This window comes from Pseudomonas sp. BW16M2 (assembly GCF_014268865.1).
GTDB classification, from domain to species: Bacteria; Pseudomonadota; Gammaproteobacteria; order Pseudomonadales; family Pseudomonadaceae; genus Aquipseudomonas; species Aquipseudomonas peradeniyensis.
Genome location: NZ_JABWRI010000031.1, coordinates 1 through 19,988 on the forward strand (window position 1 = coordinate 1; position 19,988 = coordinate 19,988).

At 63.2% G+C, this 19,988-nt stretch carries 16 protein-coding genes; 14 read left to right on the forward strand and 2 right to left on the reverse strand.

The annotated features are described in order from the left end of the window. The first annotated feature begins 201 nt into the window (after positions 1-201). From flhA to HU735_RS22060, 14 genes are all read left to right on the forward strand, one after another. Positions 202-2,331 (forward strand): flagellar biosynthesis protein FlhA, encoded by a 2,130-nt coding sequence (gene flhA, locus HU735_RS21995; RefSeq protein ID WP_186715308.1) that lies wholly within the window; start codon positions 202-204, stop codon positions 2,329-2,331. A gap of 11 nt (positions 2,332-2,342) precedes the next feature. Further along, positions 2,343-3,656, forward strand: a complete 1,314-nt coding sequence (gene flhF, locus HU735_RS22000; RefSeq protein ID WP_186715309.1) for a flagellar biosynthesis protein FlhF — start codon at positions 2,343-2,345, stop codon at positions 3,654-3,656. A gap of 114 nt (positions 3,657-3,770) precedes the next feature. Beyond that, positions 3,771-4,604, forward strand: a complete 834-nt coding sequence (gene fleN / locus HU735_RS22005; RefSeq protein WP_016393812.1) for a flagellar synthesis regulator FleN — start codon at positions 3,771-3,773, stop codon at positions 4,602-4,604. Then, positions 4,601-5,341 carry an RNA polymerase sigma factor FliA gene (gene fliA / locus HU735_RS22010; RefSeq protein WP_050706656.1) on the forward strand — a complete coding sequence of 247 codons (741 nt, stop codon included), beginning with the start codon at positions 4,601-4,603 and terminating at the stop codon, positions 5,339-5,341. The genes fleN and fliA overlap by 4 nt, the downstream gene beginning before the upstream one ends. A gap of 103 nt (positions 5,342-5,444) precedes the next feature. Then, positions 5,445-5,819 (forward strand): chemotaxis response regulator CheY, encoded by a 375-nt coding sequence (locus tag HU735_RS22015; RefSeq protein ID WP_172402424.1) that lies wholly within the window; start codon positions 5,445-5,447, stop codon positions 5,817-5,819. 19 nt (positions 5,820-5,838) lie between these two features. Continuing rightward, complete coding sequence (locus HU735_RS22020) at positions 5,839-6,627, forward strand: protein phosphatase CheZ (protein WP_186715311.1); 789 nt, start codon at positions 5,839-5,841, stop codon at positions 6,625-6,627. Between the two features lie 12 nt (positions 6,628-6,639). Beyond that, on the forward strand, positions 6,640-8,862 hold the full coding sequence (locus tag HU735_RS22025; protein WP_186715313.1) for a chemotaxis protein CheA: 2,223 nt from the start codon (positions 6,640-6,642) through the stop codon (positions 8,860-8,862). A gap of 45 nt (positions 8,863-8,907) precedes the next feature. After that, positions 8,908-10,032: a chemotaxis response regulator protein-glutamate methylesterase gene (locus HU735_RS22030; protein WP_186715315.1), complete on the forward strand. Its 1,125-nt coding sequence runs from the start codon at positions 8,908-8,910 to the stop codon at positions 10,030-10,032. Further along, on the forward strand, positions 10,032-10,772 hold the full coding sequence (locus HU735_RS22035) for a flagellar motor protein (RefSeq protein WP_186715317.1): 741 nt from the start codon (positions 10,032-10,034) through the stop codon (positions 10,770-10,772). The genes HU735_RS22030 and HU735_RS22035 overlap by 1 nt, the downstream gene beginning before the upstream one ends. A gap of 3 nt (positions 10,773-10,775) precedes the next feature. Next, a complete protein-coding gene (gene motD / locus HU735_RS22040; protein ID WP_186715319.1) occupies positions 10,776-11,633 on the forward strand; it encodes a flagellar motor protein MotD in 858 nt (285 codons plus the stop codon). Positions 11,634-11,711: 78 nt separating this feature from the next. Continuing rightward, entirely contained in the window at positions 11,712-12,500 is a 789-nt protein-coding gene (locus tag HU735_RS22045) for a ParA family protein (RefSeq protein WP_028691011.1), read from the forward strand. Further along, positions 12,500-13,420, forward strand: coding sequence for a CheW domain-containing protein (locus HU735_RS22050; RefSeq protein ID WP_186715321.1), 921 nt, complete (start codon positions 12,500-12,502; stop codon positions 13,418-13,420). Before HU735_RS22045 ends, HU735_RS22050 begins: the two co-directional genes overlap by 1 nt. A gap of 67 nt (positions 13,421-13,487) precedes the next feature. Then, positions 13,488-13,967 (forward strand): chemotaxis protein CheW, encoded by a 480-nt coding sequence (locus tag HU735_RS22055; protein ID WP_003254393.1) that lies wholly within the window; start codon positions 13,488-13,490, stop codon positions 13,965-13,967. Between the two features lies 1 nt (position 13,968). Then, the gene (locus tag HU735_RS22060) at positions 13,969-14,364 is read left to right on the forward strand and encodes a DUF2802 domain-containing protein (RefSeq protein WP_023630608.1); all 396 of its coding nucleotides are present in this window, start codon (positions 13,969-13,971) and stop codon (positions 14,362-14,364) included. A gap of 32 nt (positions 14,365-14,396) precedes the next feature. On the opposite strand, the gene HU735_RS22065 is transcribed toward HU735_RS22060, so the two are convergent. Both HU735_RS22065 and HU735_RS22070 read right to left on the reverse strand, forming a co-directional pair. Beyond that, positions 14,397-17,114, reverse strand: coding sequence for a DUF6543 domain-containing protein (locus tag HU735_RS22065; protein ID WP_186715322.1), 2,718 nt, complete (start codon positions 17,112-17,114; stop codon positions 14,397-14,399). A gap of 116 nt (positions 17,115-17,230) precedes the next feature. Beyond that, positions 17,231-19,939: a DUF6543 domain-containing protein gene (locus HU735_RS22070; protein ID WP_186715324.1), complete on the reverse strand. Its 2,709-nt coding sequence runs from the start codon at positions 19,937-19,939 to the stop codon at positions 17,231-17,233. Between the last annotated feature and the right edge of the window lie 49 nt (positions 19,940-19,988).

The window sequence follows — 19,988 nt, forward strand, 5'->3', positions numbered from 1 at the left end:
AAAGGGACCCGCCGTAAGGGCGGAAAGGTGACTATGCGTCACCATCGCCAATGAATGCGCATAAAAAAATCAAAACAGTAATCCTTGAGTCCGAACCCGAACCCCCGAAAACCCCCACCCCCAGAAAAGTTGGAAAGCTTCTTGCAAAGGCAGCGCCAGCCGCCACACAGGCGTCAAAGTTTTGCTTGAAGAGGAATCGCGGTGGATCGCACTCAGTTAATCAGCAACGCCCGCAACAACCTGGCCGGTCTCGGCCGGGGCAACCTCGGCGTGCCGCTGCTCCTGCTGGTGATGCTGGCAATGATGATGTTGCCGATCCCGCCGTTCCTGCTCGACGTGTTCTTCACCTTCAACATCGCCCTGTCGATCGTGGTCCTGCTGGTCTGCGTCTACGCCCTGCGCCCGTTGGACTTCGCCGCGTTCCCCACCATCCTGCTGGTGGCAACGCTGCTGCGCCTGGCGCTGAACGTCGCCTCCACCCGCGTGGTCATGCTCCACGGCCAGGAAGGCCACGGCGCCGCGGGCAAGGTGATCCAGGCCTTCGGTGAAGTGGTGATCGGCGGCAACTACGTTGTCGGTGCGGTGGTGTTCGCCATCCTCATGATCATCAACTTCGTCGTGGTGACCAAGGGTGCCGGGCGAATCTCCGAGGTGAGCGCGCGCTTCACCCTCGACGCCATGCCCGGCAAGCAGATGGCCATCGACGCCGACCTCAACGCCGGCCTGATCGACCAGGCCCAGGCCAAGTCGCGCCGCGCCGAAGTCGCCCAGGAGGCCGAGTTCTACGGCTCCATGGACGGTGCCAGCAAGTTCGTCCGCGGTGACGCTATCGCCGGCCTGCTGATCCTGTTCATCAACCTCATTGGCGGCATGCTGATCGGCATGCTGCAGCATGGCATGACCTTCGGCGACGCCGGCAAGGTCTACGCCCTGCTGACCATCGGTGACGGATTGGTGGCGCAATTGCCATCGCTGCTGCTGTCCACCGCCGCCGCGATCATGGTTACCCGTGCCTCGGGGTCCGAGGACATGGGCAAGCTGATCAACCGCCAGATGTTCGACTCGCCCAAGGCCCTGGCGGTCTCCGGTGCGTTGATGATCGTCATGGGCCTGGTGCCTGGCATGCCGCACATCGCCTTCCTCGGCTTGGGCGGGTTGGCTTGCGGTGGCGCCTACCTGGTGTGGAAGAAGCAGCAGAAGGCCAAGGTCGTGGCTGAGCAGGAGGCCCAGCGCCAGCAAGACCTGCTGCCGTCGCCGCAGCGCGCCATGGACACCAAGGAGCTGGGCTGGGACGACGTCTCGCCCATCGACATGATCGGCCTTGAGGTCGGCTATCGCCTGATTCCGCTGGTGGATCGCAACCAGGGTGGCCAGTTGCTGGCGCGGATCAAGGGTGTGCGCAAGAAGCTCTCCCAGGACCTGGGCTTCCTCATGCCTACCGTACACATTCGCGACAACCTCGACCTGCAGCCCAGTGCCTACCGCCTGACGCTGATGGGGGTGATCCTGGCCGAGGCCGAGATCTACCCGGATCGGGAGCTGGCGATCAACCCGGGCCAGGTGTTCGGCTCGGTCAATGGTATCGCCTCGCGCGATCCTGCCTTCGGCCTGGAAGCCGTGTGGATCGATGTCGGCCAGCGCGCCCAGGCGCAATCGCTGGGCTACACGGTGGTGGACGCCAGCACCGTGGTCGCCACTCACCTCAACCAGATCCTGCAGAAGCACTGCCACGAGTTGATCGGGCACGAGGAGGTGGTGCAACTGCTGCAGGTGCTGGCCAAGGTCTCGCCGAAGCTGGCCGAGGAGGTGGTGCCGGGTGTCATTTCCTTGTCGGGCCTGCTCAAGGTCCTGCAGGCGCTGCTCGCCGAGCAGGTACCGGTGCGTGACATCCGCAGCATTGCCGAAGCCATCGCCAACAACCCGGCGAAGAGTCAAGATACCGCCGCGCTGGTGGCGCTGGTGCGGGTCGGATTGTCCCGCGCTATCGTGCAAAGCATTGTCGGCGTTGAGTCCGAGCTGCCTGTGATTACCTTGGAACCAAGGTTGGAACAGATCTTGCTCAATAGTTTGCAAAGGGCCGGGCAGGGTCAGGAAGATGGTGTTCTTCTTGAACCGAGCATGGCCGAGAAGCTTCAGCGCTCGCTGATCGAGGCGGCCCAGCGTCAGGAAATGCAGGGCCAGCCGGCCATCCTCCTGGTCGCCGGCCCGATCCGCGCCATGCTGTCGCGCTTCGGTCGCCTGGCTGTACCGAATTTGCATGTTTTGGCGTATCAGGAAATACCTGACAACAAGCAAGTCACCATTGTTGCCACCGTGGGCCCCAACGGCTGAGGTAGTGGGTTATGCAAGTTAAGCGTTTTTTCGCCGCCGATATGCGTCAGGCCATGAAGCTGGTCCGGGATGAGCTCGGCTCCGACGCCGCCATCATCGGCAACCGCCGCATCGCTGGCGGTGTCGAACTGACGGCCGCGCTGGACTACAAGCTGTCCGCCCTGGCCCCACGCGTGCCCAATGCGGAGCTCGAGGACGAGCTGCGCAAGACGCAGTCGCGCATCGTCACCGCCCAGGCCGAACTGACCGGGCGCGGTGATGCCGTCGAAGGCGGCAACCGGCAATTGTTTGCCGGCCAGTCGCTGACTGCGTCCGAGCCGTTGATCGAACCGCACGTCGATGAGTCGGTGGTCGCGGCTGTGCCGCCAGCGGCCCCCGTCGATCCGCGTCTGTTCGATGCCATGCGCTCCGAGCTGACCGGCCTGCGCGAGCTGCTGGAAGTCCAGCTCGGTTCGCTCGCCTGGAGCCAGCTGCAGGGCAGCAAGCCACAGCAGGCCAATCTCTGGCGCCGACTGCAGCGTCTCGGCCTGTCCGGTGGCCTGGCCCGCGAGCTGCTCGACCTCACTGCCGAAATCGAAGACCCGCGTCATGCCTGGCGCATGGTCCTGGCGCACCTGGCGCGGATGATCGAAGTGCCCGAGATCGAACCGATCGAGGAGGGCGGGGTCATCGCCATGGTCGGCCCGGCCGGCATGGGCAAGACCACCACCCTGGCCAAGCTGGCTGCGCGCTATGTGCTCAAGTACGGCGCGAACAACCTGGCGCTGGTCAGCATGGACAGCTTCCGCATTGGCGCCCAGGAGCAGCTCAAGACCCTGGGGCGCATCCTCAACGTGCCGGTCACCTACGTCGACCCGGGCGAGTCGCTGGCCCAGGCGCTGGAGCCGCTGCTGCGCAAGCGCGTGGTGCTGATCGACACCGCCGGCCTGCAGGCCAGCGACCCGGCGCTGCGCATGCAGCTCGAGACCCTGGCCGGGCGCGGCATCGCCGCCAAGAATTACCTGGTGCTGGCAACCACCAGCCAGAAGCAGGTGCTCACCGCCGCCTACCACAGCTACAAGCGCTGCGGCCTGGCCGGTTGCATCCTGACCAAGCTCGATGAAACGGCATGCCTCGGCGAAGTGCTGAGCCTTGCCATCAGTCATGAACTGCCGGTGGCCTATCTGACCGATGGGCCGCGCATTCCTGACGACCTGCAACTGCCGCGCAAGCACCAGCTGGTGAGTCGCGCGGTCAGCGTGCAGTTGCAGGACGAGCCCAGCGACGAGGCCATGGCCGACATGTTCGCTGATCTCTACCACAACCCTGGCAAGCGTGCGGGTTGAGGGTGAATACTGTGCAAAGTACCTACATCATGGGGTTGCCCGGCCGGACCGTGGCCTTGAACGTTCAGCCCCTCATGTGGCCTGGGTCCAAGCGAGACAAGGTAAAGAACAGACATGGGTAGCATGCATCCCGTACAGGTGATCGCCGTGACCGGTGGCAAAGGTGGCGTCGGCAAGACTAACGTTTCAGTGAACCTGTCCCTGGCACTGGCCGAGCTCGGCCGCCGGGTCATGTTGCTGGACGCCGACCTGGGCCTGGCCAATGTCGACGTTCTGCTGGGGCTCACGCCCAAGCGCACCCTGGCCGACGTCATCGAGGGTCGCTGCGAGCTGCGCGATGTGCTGTTGCAGGGTCCCGGTGGTGTGCGCATTGTTCCGGCGGCCTCCGGCACCCAGAGCATGGTGCACCTGGCGCCGGCTCAACATGCCGGCCTGATTCAGGCCTTCAGCGAGATCGGCGACAACCTCGACGTGCTGGTGATAGACACCGCTGCGGGTATTGGTGACTCGGTGGTCAGCTTTGTCCGCGCCGCCCAGGAAGTGTTGCTGGTGGTGTGCGACGAGCCCACCTCGATCACCGACGCCTACGCCCTGATCAAGCTGCTCAACCGCGACTACGGGATGAATCGGTTCCGCGTGCTGGCCAACATGGCCCAGAGCCCGCAGGAAGGGCGCAACCTGTTCGCCAAGTTGACCAAGGTCACCGATCGCTTCCTCGACGTCGCCCTACAATACGTTGGCGCCGTGCCGTACGACGAGTGTGTGCGCAAGGCCGTGCAGAAGCAGCGGGCGGTCTACGAGGCCTTCCCTCGCTCCAAGTGCGCGCTGGCGTTCAAGGCCATCGCGCAGAAGGTCGACAGCTGGCCGTTGCCTGCAAACCCGCGCGGGCACCTGGAATTCTTCGTCGAGCGCCTGGTGCAGCCCACCAGCGCAGGGCCAGTGTTATGAACGCGAGTGGTTTCAAGATGTACAGCAAGGCCGCCAAGGACGCTCAGTACGAGCTGATCGAACGCTACGCGCCACTGGTCAAGCGTATCGCCTACCACCTGCTGGCGCGGCTGCCGGCCAACGTCCAGGTCGAGGACCTGATCCAGGCCGGGATGATCGGCCTGCTGGAAGTGGCCAACAAGTACGACGCCAGCAAGGGCGCCAGTTTCGAGACCTATGCCGGCATCCGCATCCGCGGCGCCATGCTCGACGAGGTGCGCAAGGGGGACTGGGCGCCACGCTCGGTGCACCGCAACACGCGCATGGTCAGTGACGCGATTCGCTGCGTTGAAGCAAAGACGGGACGCGACGCTAAAGATCACGAGGTTGCTGCCGAACTCCAATTGAGTCTCGATGATTACTACGGGATTCTGAACGACACCCTGGGCAGCCGCCTGTTCAGTTTCGACGACCTGCTGCAGGACGGCGAACACGAGGGGCTGCACGAGGATGGCGCCAGCAACCAGCTGGAGCCGGCGCGGGACCTGGAGGACGAGCGCTTCCAGGCCGCATTGGCCGAAGCGATCGCCAACCTGCCGGAACGCGAGCGCCTGGTCCTGGCGCTGTACTACGACGAAGAGCTGAACCTCAAGGAAATCGGTGAGGTGCTGGGGGTCAGCGAATCGCGTGTCAGCCAGTTGCACAGCCAGTGCGCGGCACGTCTGCGCAGTCGCCTGGGTGAATGGCGGGCGCGTTGAGCCAAGGTTCGATGCAGTCGTTTTTTGTGGTGCCGAATTGATTGAGTGCGCGCTCGGCGCCGAGCGCGTTTAAGACTGCTTGGAGGTCTAATTGAACAAAGACATGAAAATCCTCATCGTTGACGACTTTTCGACGATGCGGCGGATCATCAAGAACCTGTTGCGTGATCTGGGTTTCACCAACGTCAAGGAAGCCGATGACGGCAACACGGCACTGCCGATGCTCACCAGCGAGCACTTTGACTTCCTGGTGACCGACTGGAACATGCCGGGCATGACCGGTATCGACCTGCTGCGCGCGGTTCGTGCCGACGAGCGCCTGAAGCACCTGCCGGTGTTGATGGTTACCGCCGAAGCCAAGCGCGAGCAGATCATCGAAGCTGCCCAGGCCGGTGTAAACGGCTATGTGGTCAAGCCTTTCACCGCCGTGGCGCTGAAAGAAAAGATCGAGAAGATCTTCGAACGCGTCAACGGCTGAGTCACGTCTGGGGGGCGCAATGGAGTCAACCAACAACTCTTTGGGTGAGTTTGAATCAACCCTGAAGAAGCATGCCCAGGAGCTGGTCGAGAGCCTCGAGCGCGGCCGGTTCGGTGATGCGGTGCAGCTGATCCACCAACTGAACCAGACCCGCGATCGCGGGCTGTACCAGGAGGTTGGCAAGCTCACCCGTGAACTGCACAGTGCAATCGTCAACTTCCAGATCGACCCGTCCATGCCACAGGCCGAGGAAGTGTCGCAGATTACCGACGCCGCCGAACGCCTCTCCTACGTGGTTCGCCTCACCGAAGGTGCGGCCAACCGCACCATGGACCTGGCGGAGGCGTGCACCCCGGTGCTCAACGACCTCGCCGCCGAGGCCCAGAGCCTGTCCGCCGACTGGCAGCGCTTCATGCGCCGCGAGGTGGCAGCGCCGGAATTCCGTGAGCTGGTCAAGCGTGTGGACAGTTTCCTGGCGCACAGCGCCGAAGGTAACCAGAAGGTCGCCGGCCATCTCAACGATATCGTCCTGGCCCAGGATTATCAGGATCTCACCGGCCAGGTGATCAAACGGGTGACCACGCTGGTCACCGAAGTCGAAAGCAATCTGCTCAAGCTCGTGCTGATGGCAAGCCAGGTCGACCGCTTTGCCGGGATCGAACATGACCACCAGCAGCTGCGCGCTGAAAAAGATCAAGAAAAACATCCGACTCGGGGTGAAGGTCCGCAGATTCATGCCGATAAGCGTGAAGACGTCGTGTCCAGCCAGGACGATGTCGACGATCTGTTGTCCAGCCTGGGTTTTTAAGGAGCACGTTTAATGAGCTTCGGCGCCGATGAAGAAATCCTTCAGGATTTCCTGGTAGAAGCCGGCGAAATCCTCGAGCAACTGTCCGAGCAATTGGTCGAGCTGGAAAGCCGGCCCGATGATGCGGACCTGCTCAACGCGATTTTCCGCGGTTTCCACACTGTAAAAGGGGGCGCCGGCTTCCTTCAGCTCAATGAGTTGGTGGAGTGCTGCCACATTGCCGAGAACGTGTTCGACATCCTGCGCAAAGGTGAGCGCCGGGTTGACGCGGAACTGATGGACGTGGTGCTCGAGGCCCTCGACACGGTCAACAGCATGTTCGGCCAGGTGCGCGAACGTACCGATGTCACGCCGGCCACGCCGGAGCTGCTGGCGGCGCTGTCGCGCCTGGCCGAGCCTGGTGGCGCCGAAGCCCCGGCCCCGGTGGTCGAGGCGGCTCCCGCGGTCGAAGCCGCAGCTGCCGAGCCCGACATCACCGATACCGAGTTCGAGCAACTGCTCGACTCGCTCGATGCGGTCAAGGCCGAAGCTCAGGTGCATGAGCAACTGCAAGGTGAAGAGGTCAGTGGCGGCGGTGACGAGATCACCGATGCCGAGTTCGAGTCGCTGCTCGATCAGTTGCACGGCAAGGGCCAGTTCTCGGCCGATGCCGCCGTCAGCGCGCCTGCGCCAGCCACCCCGGCCAGCGACGAGATTACCGACGACGAGTTCGAGTCGCTGCTCGACCAGTTGCACGGCAAAGGCACCTTCGCCGTCGACGCACTGCCAGGCGCCGCCGCGCCAGCGGCCAGCGCCGCACCCGCTGCGGGCGATGAGAGCATCAGCGAACACGAATTCGAGGCCCTGCTCGACCAGTTGCACGGTAAGGGCAAGTTCTCCGGTGACGCAGTCACCGCCGAAGCGCCTGCCGCTGCCGTTGCCGCACCTGTCGCGGCCAAGGCCGAGGTCAAGCCAGTTGCCAAGCCGGCACCGGCTCCCGCGCCTGCTGCAGCTCCAGCTGCCGCCAAGCCTGCCGCTGCGGCCCGCGCCCCGGCGCCGGCCGCCGAGAAGCACGGCGCCAGCGAGGCGGAAACCACCGTGCGGGTCGATACCGCGCGCCTGGACGAGATCATGAACATGGTCGGCGAACTGGTGCTGGTGCGTAACCGCCTGGTGCGCCTGGGGCTCAACAGCGGCGACGAGGCCATGTCCAAGGCCGTGTCCAACCTCGATGTGGTCACCGCCGACCTGCAGACCGCGGTCATGAAGACCCGCATGCAGCCGATCAAGAAAGTCTTCGGCCGCTTCCCGCGCCTGGTTCGCGACCTGGCCCGCCAGCTCAAGAAAGAGATCAACCTCGAGCTGGTCGGTGAAGAGACCGACCTCGACAAGAACCTGGTCGAGGCCCTGGCCGACCCGTTGGTGCACTTGGTGCGCAACGCCGTCGACCATGGCGTCGAGATGCCCGACGAGCGCGAAGCCTCCGGCAAGTCGCGCATGGGCCGGGTGGTGCTGTCCGCCGAGCAGGAGGGCGACCACATCCTGCTGTCGATCTCCGACGACGGCAAGGGCATGGACCCGAGCATCCTGCGCGCCAAGGCGGTGGAAAAGGGCCTGATGGACAAGGACGCGGCCGACCGCCTGAGCGAGTCGGACTGCTACAACCTGATCTTCGCCCCGGGCTTCTCGACCAAGACCGAGATCTCCGACGTGTCCGGCCGCGGCGTCGGCATGGACGTGGTGAAGACCAAGATTTCCCAGCTCAACGGCTCGATCAACATCTTCTCGGCCAAGGGCCAGGGGTCGAAGATCGTCATCAAGGTGCCGCTGACCTTGGCGATCATGCCGACCCTGATGGTGATGCTGGGCAACCAGGCGTTCGCCTTCCCGCTGGTCAACGTCAACGAGATCTTCCACCTCGACCTGTCGCGCACCAACGTGGTCGACGGCCAGGAAGTGGTGATCGTGCGCGACAAGGCGCTGCCGTTGTTCTACCTCAAGCGCTGGCTGGTCCAGGACCACGAGCACGAGGAGCAGCACGAAGGCCATGTGGTGATCCTGTCGGTCGGCACCCAGCGCATCGGCTTCGTCGTCGACCAGCTGGTCGGCCAGGAAGAGGTGGTGATCAAGCCACTGGGCAAGATGCTGCAGGGCACCCCGGGCATGTCCGGCGCGACCATCACCGGTGACGGCCGGATCGCGCTGATCCTCGACGTCCCGAGCATGCTCAAGCGTTACGCCGCCCGGCGTATTTGATTTCGGTGGCGCGCCCTGGCGGGTGCGCCGCCTAATGGAGTGTTTATGGCAGTCAAGGTCCTGGTGGTGGATGATTCCGGTTTCTTCCGCCGCCGTGTCTCGGAAATTCTCTCGGCGGACCCGACGATCCAGGTCGTGGGTACCGCGACCAACGGCAAGGAAGCGATCGACCAGGCGCTGGCGCTCAAGCCCGATGTCATCACCATGGACTATGAAATGCCCATGATGGACGGCATCACCGCGGTGCGGCACATCATGCAGCGCTGCCCGACGCCGGTGCTGATGTTCTCCTCGCTGACCCACGAAGGCGCCCGCGTCACCCTCGACGCCCTGGACGCCGGTGCGGTCGACTACCTGCCGAAGAACTTCGAGGACATTTCGCGCAACCCGGAAAAGGTCAAGCAGATGCTTTGCGAGAAGGTCCACACCATCTCGCGCAGCAACCGCCGTTTCAGCGCCTATTCCAGCCCGGCACCCGCCGCCGCGCCGGCCCCGGCCAGCAGCCATGCGCCGGCCAGCAGCTTTGCCAGCACCGCCCCTGCGCGCACGGCCGCCCCGGTCCGTGCCGCGGCACCGGCTGCCGCGCATTCGCCGGCGCCCAAGCGCAAGCCGTACAAGCTGGTCGCCATCGGCACCTCCACCGGTGGTCCGGTGGCGCTGCAGCGGGTGCTGACCCAGCTGCCCGCCGGATTCCCGGCGCCGATCGTGCTGATCCAGCACATGCCGGCGGCCTTCACCAAGGCCTTCGCCGAGCGTCTGGACAAACTGTGCAAGATCAGCGTCAAGGAAGCCGAGGACGGTGACGTGCTGCGTCCGGGCCTGGCCCTGCTGGCCCCGGGTGGCAAGCAGATGATGGTCGACGGTCGTGGCACGGTGAAGATCCTGCCGGGTGACGAGCGCCTGAACTACAAGCCCTGCGTCGACATCACCTTCGGCTCCGCTGCCAAGTCCTATGGCGACAAGGTGCTTTCGGTGGTGCTCACCGGCATGGGCGCCGACGGTCGCGAAGGCGCGCGCCTGCTCAAGCAGGGCGGCAGCACCGTATGGGCGCAGGATGAAGCCAGCTGCGTGATCTATGGCATGCCCATGGCCATCGTCAAGGCCAACCTGGCCGATGCCGTGTACAGCCTGGACGAGATTGGCAAGCACCTGGTCGAGGCCTGCGTCTGATGGATGTGTTGAGCCTTATCGGCCTGATCCTCGCCTTTGTCGCCATTGTCGGTGGCAACTTCATGGAGGGCGGCCATGTCGGTGCGCTGATCAACGGCCCGGCGGCGCTGATCGTGCTCGGTGGTACCTTGGCGGCGGCATTGCTGCAGTCGCCGCTGTCGTCGTTCAAGCGCGCGCTGCAGATCGTGCGCTGGATCTTCTTCCCGCCACGGGTCGACCTGGCCGGCGGCATCGACCGGGTGGTGAACTGGAGCCTGACCGCACGCAAGGAAGGCCTGCTGGGCCTGGAAGGTGTGGCCGACGCCGAGCCCGATCCCTATGCGCGCAAAGGCCTGCAACTGCTGGTCGACGGCGCCGAGCCGGAAGCCATTCGCAGCATCCTCGAAGTCGACTTCCTGACCCAGGAAGCCCGCGACATCCAGGCCGCCAAGGTGTTCGAGAGCATGGGCGGCTACGCGCCGACCATCGGTATCATCGGTGCGGTGATGGGCCTGATCCACGTGATGGGCAACCTGGCCGACCCGTCGCAACTGGGCAACGGCATTGCCGTGGCCTTCGTCGCCACCATCTACGGCGTGGCCAGCGCCAACCTGATCCTGCTGCCGGTCGCCAACAAGCTCAAGGCCATCACCCTGCGCCAATCGCGCTACCGCGAGATGCTGCTCGAGGGCCTGCTGTCGATCGCCGAAGGCGAGAACCCACGCTCGATCGAGCTGAAGCTGCAAGGCTTCATGGAGTAAGCCATGGCCCGTCGTCGCAAGATCGAAGAGCACGAGAACCACGAGCGCTGGCTGGTCTCGTATGCCGACTTCATCACCCTGCTGTTCGCCTTCTTCGTGGTCATGTACTCGATCTCGTCGATCAACGAGGGCAAGTACAAGCAGATTTCCCAGGCGCTGATCGGGGTCTTCAATGACCCCGAGCGCAGCATGAAGCCGATCCCTATTGGTGACGAGCGGCCGCTGAGCGTCAAGCCCGCCGAACCGCTGATCAAGGACAGCGAGCAGACCGACGCGGGCCTGGCGCAGACCAGTGCCGACCCGCTGAAGACCATCACCGACGATGTCCGCGACGCCTTCGGCGACCTGATCAAGTCCAACCAGATGACCGTGCGCGGCAACGAACTGTGGGTGGAGATCGAGCTCAACTCCTCCTTGCTATTCGCCAGCGCCGACGCCATGCCCAGCGATGTCGCCTTCGAGATCATCGAGAAGGTGGCGAAGATCCTCAGGCCGTTCGCCAACCCGGTGCACGTCGAGGGCTTCACCGACAACCTGCCGATCCGCACCGCCCAGTACCCGACCAACTGGGAGCTGTCGTCGGCGCGGGCGGCGAGCATTGTCAGACTGCTGGCCATGGAAGGGGTCAGCCCGGGGCGCATGGCCTCGGTGGGGTATGGCGAGTACCAGCCGGTGGCCAGCAACGACACGGCTGACGGGCGTGCGCGCAACCGCCGGGTGGTGCTGGTGATCTCGCGTAACCTGGAGGTGCGCCGCAGCCTGACCGGCAGCGGCAGCGCCAATGCCACCCCGGATGCGGCGATGCGCCGGGCTGGCACACAAAGTGCACCAGCCTCGCCAGCACCGTCGACCGGGGGCTGATTTCGTCAAATCCCCGTCACTGAATTTCACACCGTTCCCGGGAGGGCAGGCGGCCATACCGGGAGGAAGCAACGCACGATGAGAGTCTGGGCAGTAGCCAATCAAAAAGGTGGCGTCGGCAAGACCACCACCACCATCGCCTTGGCCGGCCTGCTGGCCGAGGCAGGCAAGCGCGTGGTCGTGGTCGACCTCGACCCGCACGGCTCGATGACCAGTTACTTCGGGCACAACCCCGATGCGCTCGAGCACAGCTGCTACGACCTGTTCCTGCACAAGGGCACGGTGCCCGAGGGCTTGCCGGGCCAGTTGCTGCTGCCGACCAGCGACGAGCGCATTTCGCTGCTGCCGTCGAGCACCGCGCTGGCGGTGCTGGAGCGCCAGTCGCCGGGGCAGAGTGGCCTGGGCCTGGTGATCGCCAAGAGTCTGGCGCAGCTGTGGCAGGATTTCGACTTCGCCCTGATCGACAGCCCGCCCTTGCTGGGCGTGCTGATGGTCAACGCCCTGGCCGCCAGCCAGCAGTTGGTGATCCCGGTGCAGACCGAGTTCCTTGCGGTCAAGGGCCTGGAGCGCATGGTCAGCACCCTGGGCATGATCAACCGCTCGCGCAAGCAGGCGCTGCCCTACCAGATCGTCCCAACCCTGTTCGACCGCCGCACCCAGGCATCGCTGGGCACCTTGAAGGTACTGCGCGACACCTATGGTGACCAGGTCTGGCAGGGCTATATTCCGGTGGACACGCGCCTGCGTGACGCCAGCCGCAACGGCGTCACGCCTTCGCAGTTCGACGGCAAGAGCCGTGGCGTGGTGGCCTACCGGGCGTTGCTCAAGCACTTGCTCACCTACCGTTCCGCGTTGCAGGTGGCGTGATGAACCAGGCACGGCAGATCACCACCAAGCCACAGATGGCCTTGCAGTCCTACCTCGATGGGCTGCTGCAGGAGGCCACCGAGTCGTTCGAGCTGCCGGCGGAGCTGGAGGCACCTGTCGAGGAGCCTGTCGAGCAGGCACCCGGCGATGACTTCGAAGCAGCAGTCCGCGAGGAACAGGCTCGAGACGCCCAGCGCCAGGTAATCCCGCCCACACCTGCTGCGCGGCCCTTTGCCGAGCCGCAGGCCAAGGTCCTGCCGACCGTGCTGCCGCCTGCCGCGCCGGTGTTGGAGCCGGTGGTCGCCGTGGTCGAGACCGAGGTGCTGGCCGAAGCCAGCATCCCGGTCCTGAGTGAAACCCATATCATCGAACCCGTCGCGCCGCTGGTGGAACTGCATGTGCCGGCGGCACCCGCTGCGCCAACGCCGCCGGCCAGCGTCGATGGCCGTCCGGATTGGGCCGCCGAACCGTTCGAATGCCTGTTGTTCGATGTCGCCGGGCTGACCCTGGCGGTACCGCTGGTATGCCTGGGTTCGATCTACACCCTGGCCGGCCAGGAGCTGACACCACTGTTCGGCCAGCCGGACTGGTTCCTCGGCATCCTCACCTGCCAGGCGGGCAACCTCAAGGTGCTCGACACGGCGCGTTGGGTGATGCCGGATCGCTACCGCGACGATTTCCGCCAGGGCCTGCAATACGTGATTTCGGTCCAGGGCTACGAGTGGGGGTTGGCCGTGCACCAGGTCAGCCGCTCGCTGCGCTTGGACCCGAACGAGATCAAGTGGCGCAGCCAGCGCGGTCAACGCCCGTGGCTGGCCGGCACGGTGATCGAACACATGTGCGCGCTGCTCGACGTCGCCGAACTGGCCGAGCTGATCGCCAGTGGCGCGGTCAAGCAGATGAACAGCAAACACAACTGAATCAACGCCGCTACTGCCGCGGCAACACAGAGCACACCGCCGATGGCGGATTTTGAGGGCTAGGGGAATGAAAAAGTCGTCTGCACAAGGTTCCGAAGATCCGATCCTGCAGTGGGTAACCTTCCGTCTGGACAACGAGTCCTACGGTATCAACGTCATGCAGGTGCAGGAAGTCCTGCGCTACACCGAGATCGCCCCGGTTCCGGGCGCACCCAGCTACGTCCTGGGCATCATCAACCTGCGCGGCAACGTGGTGACGGTGATCGACACCCGCCAGCGCTTCGGCCTGATGCCGACCGAAGTCACCGACAACACCCGCATCGTCATCATCGAGGCGGACAAGCAAGTGGTCGGCATCCTCGTCGACAGCGTCGCCGAAGTGGTCTACCTCCGTCAGTCGGAGATCGAGACCGCGCCGAACGTCGGCAACGAAGAGTCGGCCAAGTTCATCCAGGGCGTCTGCAACAAGAACGGCGAGCTGCTGATCCTGGTCGAGCTGGACAAGATGATGACCGAGGAAGAGTGGTCCGAGCTGGAGAACATCTGAGTTGATCTTCGAGGTTGCTGTCATCTTCCTGGCGCTGCTCTGGGCGCTGAGCCTGTGGTTCTTCCTCAACTACAGCAAGCGCCAGCGCGAGCTGGCCGCCCAGCAGGCCCAGGGCGATGCGCTGCGTGACCAGCGCATCAAGGACCTGGCCAAGCGCCTGGACGACTATCAGAACGGCACCGTGCGCATGGGCGAGGCGATCCATGAGCTGCGCGCGGTGGTGGCACCGTTGCCCGAGAAGCTGCAGCAACTGGAGCAGCGCGACCCTAACAGCGTCACCTTCGCCCAGGCTGCCAAGCTGGTGGGGATGGGGGCGAGCGTCGAGGAACTGACACAGACCTGCGGGTTGACCCAGGCCGAGGCGCAACTGATGAGCAAGCTGCACCGCGGCGAGTGAAGAACCGGGCGACGCAAGTCGCCCGGTTCTTGTCAGGCTTTGCCCCAGGAATGCGCGTTGCCGATCTCCACTAGAGCGCTCAGCGCCTGGTCGCTTTTCTCGGCGGCATCAATGGCGCCGAACGGCTCTGCCATGAGGAATCGGAAGTTGCGTTGAGGAGTCGATCTCAGCTTGGCGATTTGTCGCAGGATGCGCAGCCGGGACAGCTCCTCGTTGTCGACATCGTCAATCACGTCGTTGAGCACGCGAGGTCCGGTCATTCTGCTCAACTCCTTTACGTAATCCTCGTAGCCGACTTCACCCTTCAATGGTCTGCTCTCATAGAAGTCTGGCCTGTCGAGGAAGCGTTCGCGCATCACTTCGGAGATTCTTTCCAAGGTGTAGTTGTCTGCATGGCTGCCGATGATGCTGGTGCCGTATTCGAGATGCATGCCCATGAGGTCGTTACTCATCGGGGCGCTCAGGACCAGCCCCTCCGGAGTCGTTCTCAAGGTGGTCGAGCCGATCAGTGCTTTGGTGTCCAGATTGTGCGTGGCAATCTGCAAGGTGTCGTCGACGTCCATGTAAATTCCGCCTTCCGCGTTGAGTAGCGGGTAACGGAGTACGTCACAGGCCGAGGCGAAGTGTTTCATCTCGATGGCCTTTTGGTATTGGGTGTAATACTCGGTGTCCTTGAAGTCTTCGAAGGGCTGTTCGTCTTCCAGCTTCAATATCTCCAGCTTGTCGCTGTATTTCGCCAAGTTTGTCTCATTGATGGCGAATGCCTGCGGGTTCTCCATTGACAGATACATCCGATAGCGATAGCTGGTTCCCCGCAGGCGTTCGACGTTGGTGCCGACAGTTTTCAGCAGGTCTTCAGGAATAACCTTGTCACCCACCCAGATACTGATGATTGTCTTGGGCAGCGCTTTCAGATCGGCTCCGTTGACCGCTGGAATTTCGATGGGCAGCTGCAAGTCGACACCCAGAGCACGCAATGTCTTCATGCGCATCTGGTTTGTAACCAGGCGGTTGGTGTCCTCCATCGCAACCAGACCGTTACTTTGAGGCGTGACTTGATAGAACGTCGGTTGTCTGTTTTCGGCATCCGATTCGAGAATGAATGCGTCGTGCTCGCTGTCGTACCGCACCACGACCTTGCGTTCGTCCAGGACTGCTTCCAGGCGCGTGGCGCCAGTTTCTCCGTCAATGACTCTGTTTACCCACTGGGCTACCGGGCTATCTCCCGCAGACACGGTTGGCAACGGGAACGAGGGGCGAGGGAAGTATCTTGCCGGGTCCTCTTCCGGTAACCGGGGAGGGTCCATGGGGCTCAGGGAGTAGCCCAACTGATCGCTCACTCGCGTTGGCGTGACGAATCGCCAGTTTTTGCCTGGAAACAGGATTTGTGGGCGGGTCGCCAGTAGCAAGGGCAGCGGTGCGGCATTGAGCAGGCCGAACTCGATGTTGCTCACGCCGCCCGCTTTGTCCTCGGGGGTCTTGCCGTTGATCGCCTGGTCGATTCCCAAGCCAAACTGCGCGATGCCACCGACGGCCAGCAGCGGTATGAGTTCAGGAACCACCAGCGCCAGGGGCGCCAGCAGATTGATCGAGGTCACCAGGTAGTCACGCCAGCGGGCCTTGGTCACTTGCGTCTTGCTGGTGATGAGAAAGTCGGCGTCGGCATAGCTGCGTTTGCGCTGGCGCAGCGTGAGGGCGTCGAACAAGTCGCCTTCTATCAATGGGCTGTACTTGTGAGCCTTGTAGTTGACGTAGTCCCTGGGCGGCCAGGGGCCATCGACGGTAAAGCCGGGTCGATTGGGCGACCGGGTGTGAAAGCGTGGATAGGTGCCAAGGCCGTCCAACGCGGTATCCAGCCCACTGAAGTCCAGGCCGTCGGGGGTGTCGGCCAGTTTGAAATACTGACGCAGGCGCTGGCGTTTTTCGCTGTCACGGCACTGTTCGGCGAACCAGTCCTTCAGGGCGTTCATGCCGTCGAACTCATGGAAGGGTGATGAATTTCCCGGCAGATACAGCAGTACTTGCTGATGTGCTGGGTCAGCAATCTGGATGATATCGGTGGCGGCGTAGCCATAGACATTCAAGGGCCTGATTTCCAGGCCGGAAGCTCTCGGCATGAGTCCCGCTGTTTGCCAGGCCAACTGACGGCCAGCGTCACTCAAGGAGCCTTCCAGGACCTGTTTGTTGCAGGCGGCAATAAAGCTTATTTGCAGAGACTGTGGATGGGTTTTCCTGGTCTTTTGCCAATACTCGTCCAGCATAGTGACGAAGCGGGCGTGCAGGGCCAGGTTCCAGATGAACCGCTGCATGGCCTCGACATCGACCGGCAGGTGCGTGGTGCTGTCGTAGCGCGCCGGGGTGGACCTGCTGAAGATGCCGTTGAAGACCGAGAAACGTGCGCTGTTGTCGAGCGGTCCGGGCGCTGGCAGATGTTCGACAATGCTCAGCGGGCCGTCTGGCAAGGTACCTGCCCAGTCACCCGGGAATAGCTGGCCGATCAGGTCCTTGTTGTTTTCACCTTGCCAGTTCGACAGCACCGCCTGGGTGAGTGAAAGTCGCTGGGCAATCACGGCCTGATTACCCCGGTAGTGCAGGGTGACGACGTCGGTCTGGTCGGGGTCAAGCTGATGCTGCTCCTGCTCGGCCCATTCACGGATTGCCTTGGCGGCATACAGGTTAGGACTGGGAATATTCTGCAGGTGTCGGCGGATGAACTGTTCGCCCGCGTTGTTTACAAAAGTGGAAGCCATTGGAATCGATCCGCGTGGATAAATGAGGCTCCACGGTAACGACGGCGATTACCCAAGCTTACGTATATGTTTACCACCAGGATGAAAAGGGCGACCGTCAGGCCGCCCCGGCTGTATCAGGGCTTGGCCCAAGAGTGGTAGTTGCCGACTTCGGCTACATGGTTGAGCGGTATGTCGCCTGTCGCGGCTTCACGCAATGCCTGCTCGACGGGGGCCACCAGGTACAGCGCATTGTGTTGCGGCAAGGCGTGCAGGTTGATGATTCGCCGCAGTTCCCGCAGCCGTGGCAGGCGCTGGTCGATGACATCGTTCAGCAGGCCAGGCCCGGTCATGTGGCTCAGGCGCAAGGCATAGGCATCGAATTCGGGCCCCTTCACTACGGGCCTGTTGCCGTAGAAGTCACGGTTGGCCAGGTAGCGTTCGTGCATGGCGTCCGAGATCGCTTGCAGCGTCGGGTTGCCGGCATGGCTGGCGATCATGTTGGTGTTGTACTGGCAGTACATCCCCAGGGCGTCATTGTTCATCGGGACACCTAAAATGAGGCTGTCCGGTGTGGTGGCCAGGGTCACCGAGTCGATCGCGGCGCGGTTTGGATTGTCTGGATGAGCCGGGTCGGCGAGTAAGGTATCGTCGACGTCTAGGTACAACCCGCCTTCTTCGGTGAGCAGGGGATAGCGCAGGATGTCGGATGCCGAGGAGAAATTTGCACCTGCGCCGCTAACGGCATCCTGATACTGCTCGAAGTATTTGCTGTCACGGAACCTTGCGAAAAACGGTTGCTCCTCCAGGGTCAGTACATCGAGATTCGGTGCGTGCGCGGCCAACAGCCGCAGGTTCTCGCTGAAAGCCAGGGCATTGGCATTGGACAGGAACAGCTGATAGGCATACTGGCTGGTCGTCAGGCGCTGCTGGTTGCGTGCCAGCGTGGTCAACAGTTTGGGAGCGATCACCTTGTCGCCCACCCAGATGCTCGAGATCTTGCGCGGGATCGGCTGGCGCAGGTGTGCCTCGAAAGGCGGGACTTCCAAAGGCAGTTGAACATCCACGCCCATGGCTCGCAGACTGCTCATGCGCATCGGGTCGGTGACTGTCCGGGCGTTCGGGGTCATCTCGACAAGTCCGTGGCCTTCTGGCGATACCCGGTAGTAGGTTGGCCTTATCTCGTTCGCCTCGGACTCGAGGATGAACGCATCATGTTCACTGTCGTAGAGAACCAGTGTGTTGTAGCCATTCAGCAGGGACTGCAGCTGCGCTTCCGAGTCCGCAGAGACCGGCACGCGCGCCAGCCATTGGGTGATGGCGGTATCGCCACCAGGCAAGGGCGGCACCGTCGAGCCAAACAAACCGACCAGTTTGCGCTCAGGCAGCGCGGGTGGTGTGATCGGGCTGAGCGGGTAGCCCAGTTGGTCGTTTACCCGGCTGGGCAAGACAAAACGTCTGCCCTGGGAGGGGTACGTCACGCGAGGTTCCGCCAATGGCCGCAAGGCAAGTGGTGCAGCGTTCATCAGGCCGAACTCGATGTTCGTCACGCCCTCGGCCTTGTCTTCGAGTGACTTGCCGTTGATTGCCTGATCGATTCCAGCCGCGAACTGGGCAATGCCACCCAGGGCAAGCAGCGGCGCCAGTTCTGGCAGTACCACGGCCAAGGGTGCCAGCAGATTGATTGTATTGATCACGTAGCCGCGCCAGCGCGACTTGGTCACCTCCTGATTGCTGGTAACGATGAAGTCGGCGTTGGCATAGCTGCGCTTGCGCTGGCGCAGGCTCAGGGCTTCGAACAGATCGCCGTCGAGCTTCGGGCTGTACTTGTCCGGACGGTAGTTGACGTAGTCCCTGGGTGACCAGCGGCCGTCGGTAGTGAATCCCGCTCGGTTTGGCGAACGATAGTGGATGCCGGGATAAGCCCCGAGGCCTTCGAGGGCCGTGTCAAGGCCGCTGAAGTCCAGTCCGTCTGGCGTGTCGGCCAAGTTGAAATGCTGGCGCAGGCGCTGACGCTTTTCGGGGTTCTGGCACTGTATGGCGAACCAGTCCTGAAGCGCCGTCATGTTGGCGAACTCGTGGAGGGGGGAGGCGTTGCCTGGCAGGTAGAGCAGGGTGAGCGGCTGGGATTTGTCGGTAATGCACAGCAGATCGGTGGCGCTGTAGCCGTAGACGTTCAGTGGCCTGATTCGCAGGCCGACCGCCCGGGGGGCCAGGCCGGCAGCCTGCCAGGCCAGCTGGCGCGCGTTATCGCTCAACGAGCCTTCGCTCACTTGCTTGTTGCAGGCGGTGATGAAGCTGATCCGCATGGACAACTGGTGGCCATGCAGGGCGTGCTGCCAGTAGTCGTCCAGCATGGCGGTGAAGCGGGCGTGAAAGTCCAGGTTCCAGATGAAGCGCTGCAGGGCCTCGACATCCACGGCAAGATGCGTCGTGCTGTCGTATTGGCCGTTGCCGGTGCGGCGGAACAAACCATTGAATACCGAATGATCGGCACCGTTGGCCCATGCTCCGCGAGCTGGAAGTCGATCGACGATCTGCAGTGGGCCGGACGGCAGTGTGCCGGACCAATGACCCGGGAGCAGTTGGCCGATCAGGTTCTTGTCGGTCTCGCCTTGCCAGTTCGAGAGCACCGCTTCGGTCAGTGACAGGCGCTGGATGATGGCAGCCTGGTGGCCTCGGTAGTGCAGGGTGACGACGTCGGTCTGATCCGGATCCAGGTCCGATCCCTGGTGTTTGGCCCAGTCACGGATGGCTTGTGCGGCGTGCTTGTCGGGGCGGGGGATAGCCTGCAGGTGATCGCGTACGAGCTGTACACCCAAGTTGGTGATGAAGGGTAAAGGCATGATTGAGTCGACCTGTGTGAGAAACCAGGTACAACGGTGACTCAACCCC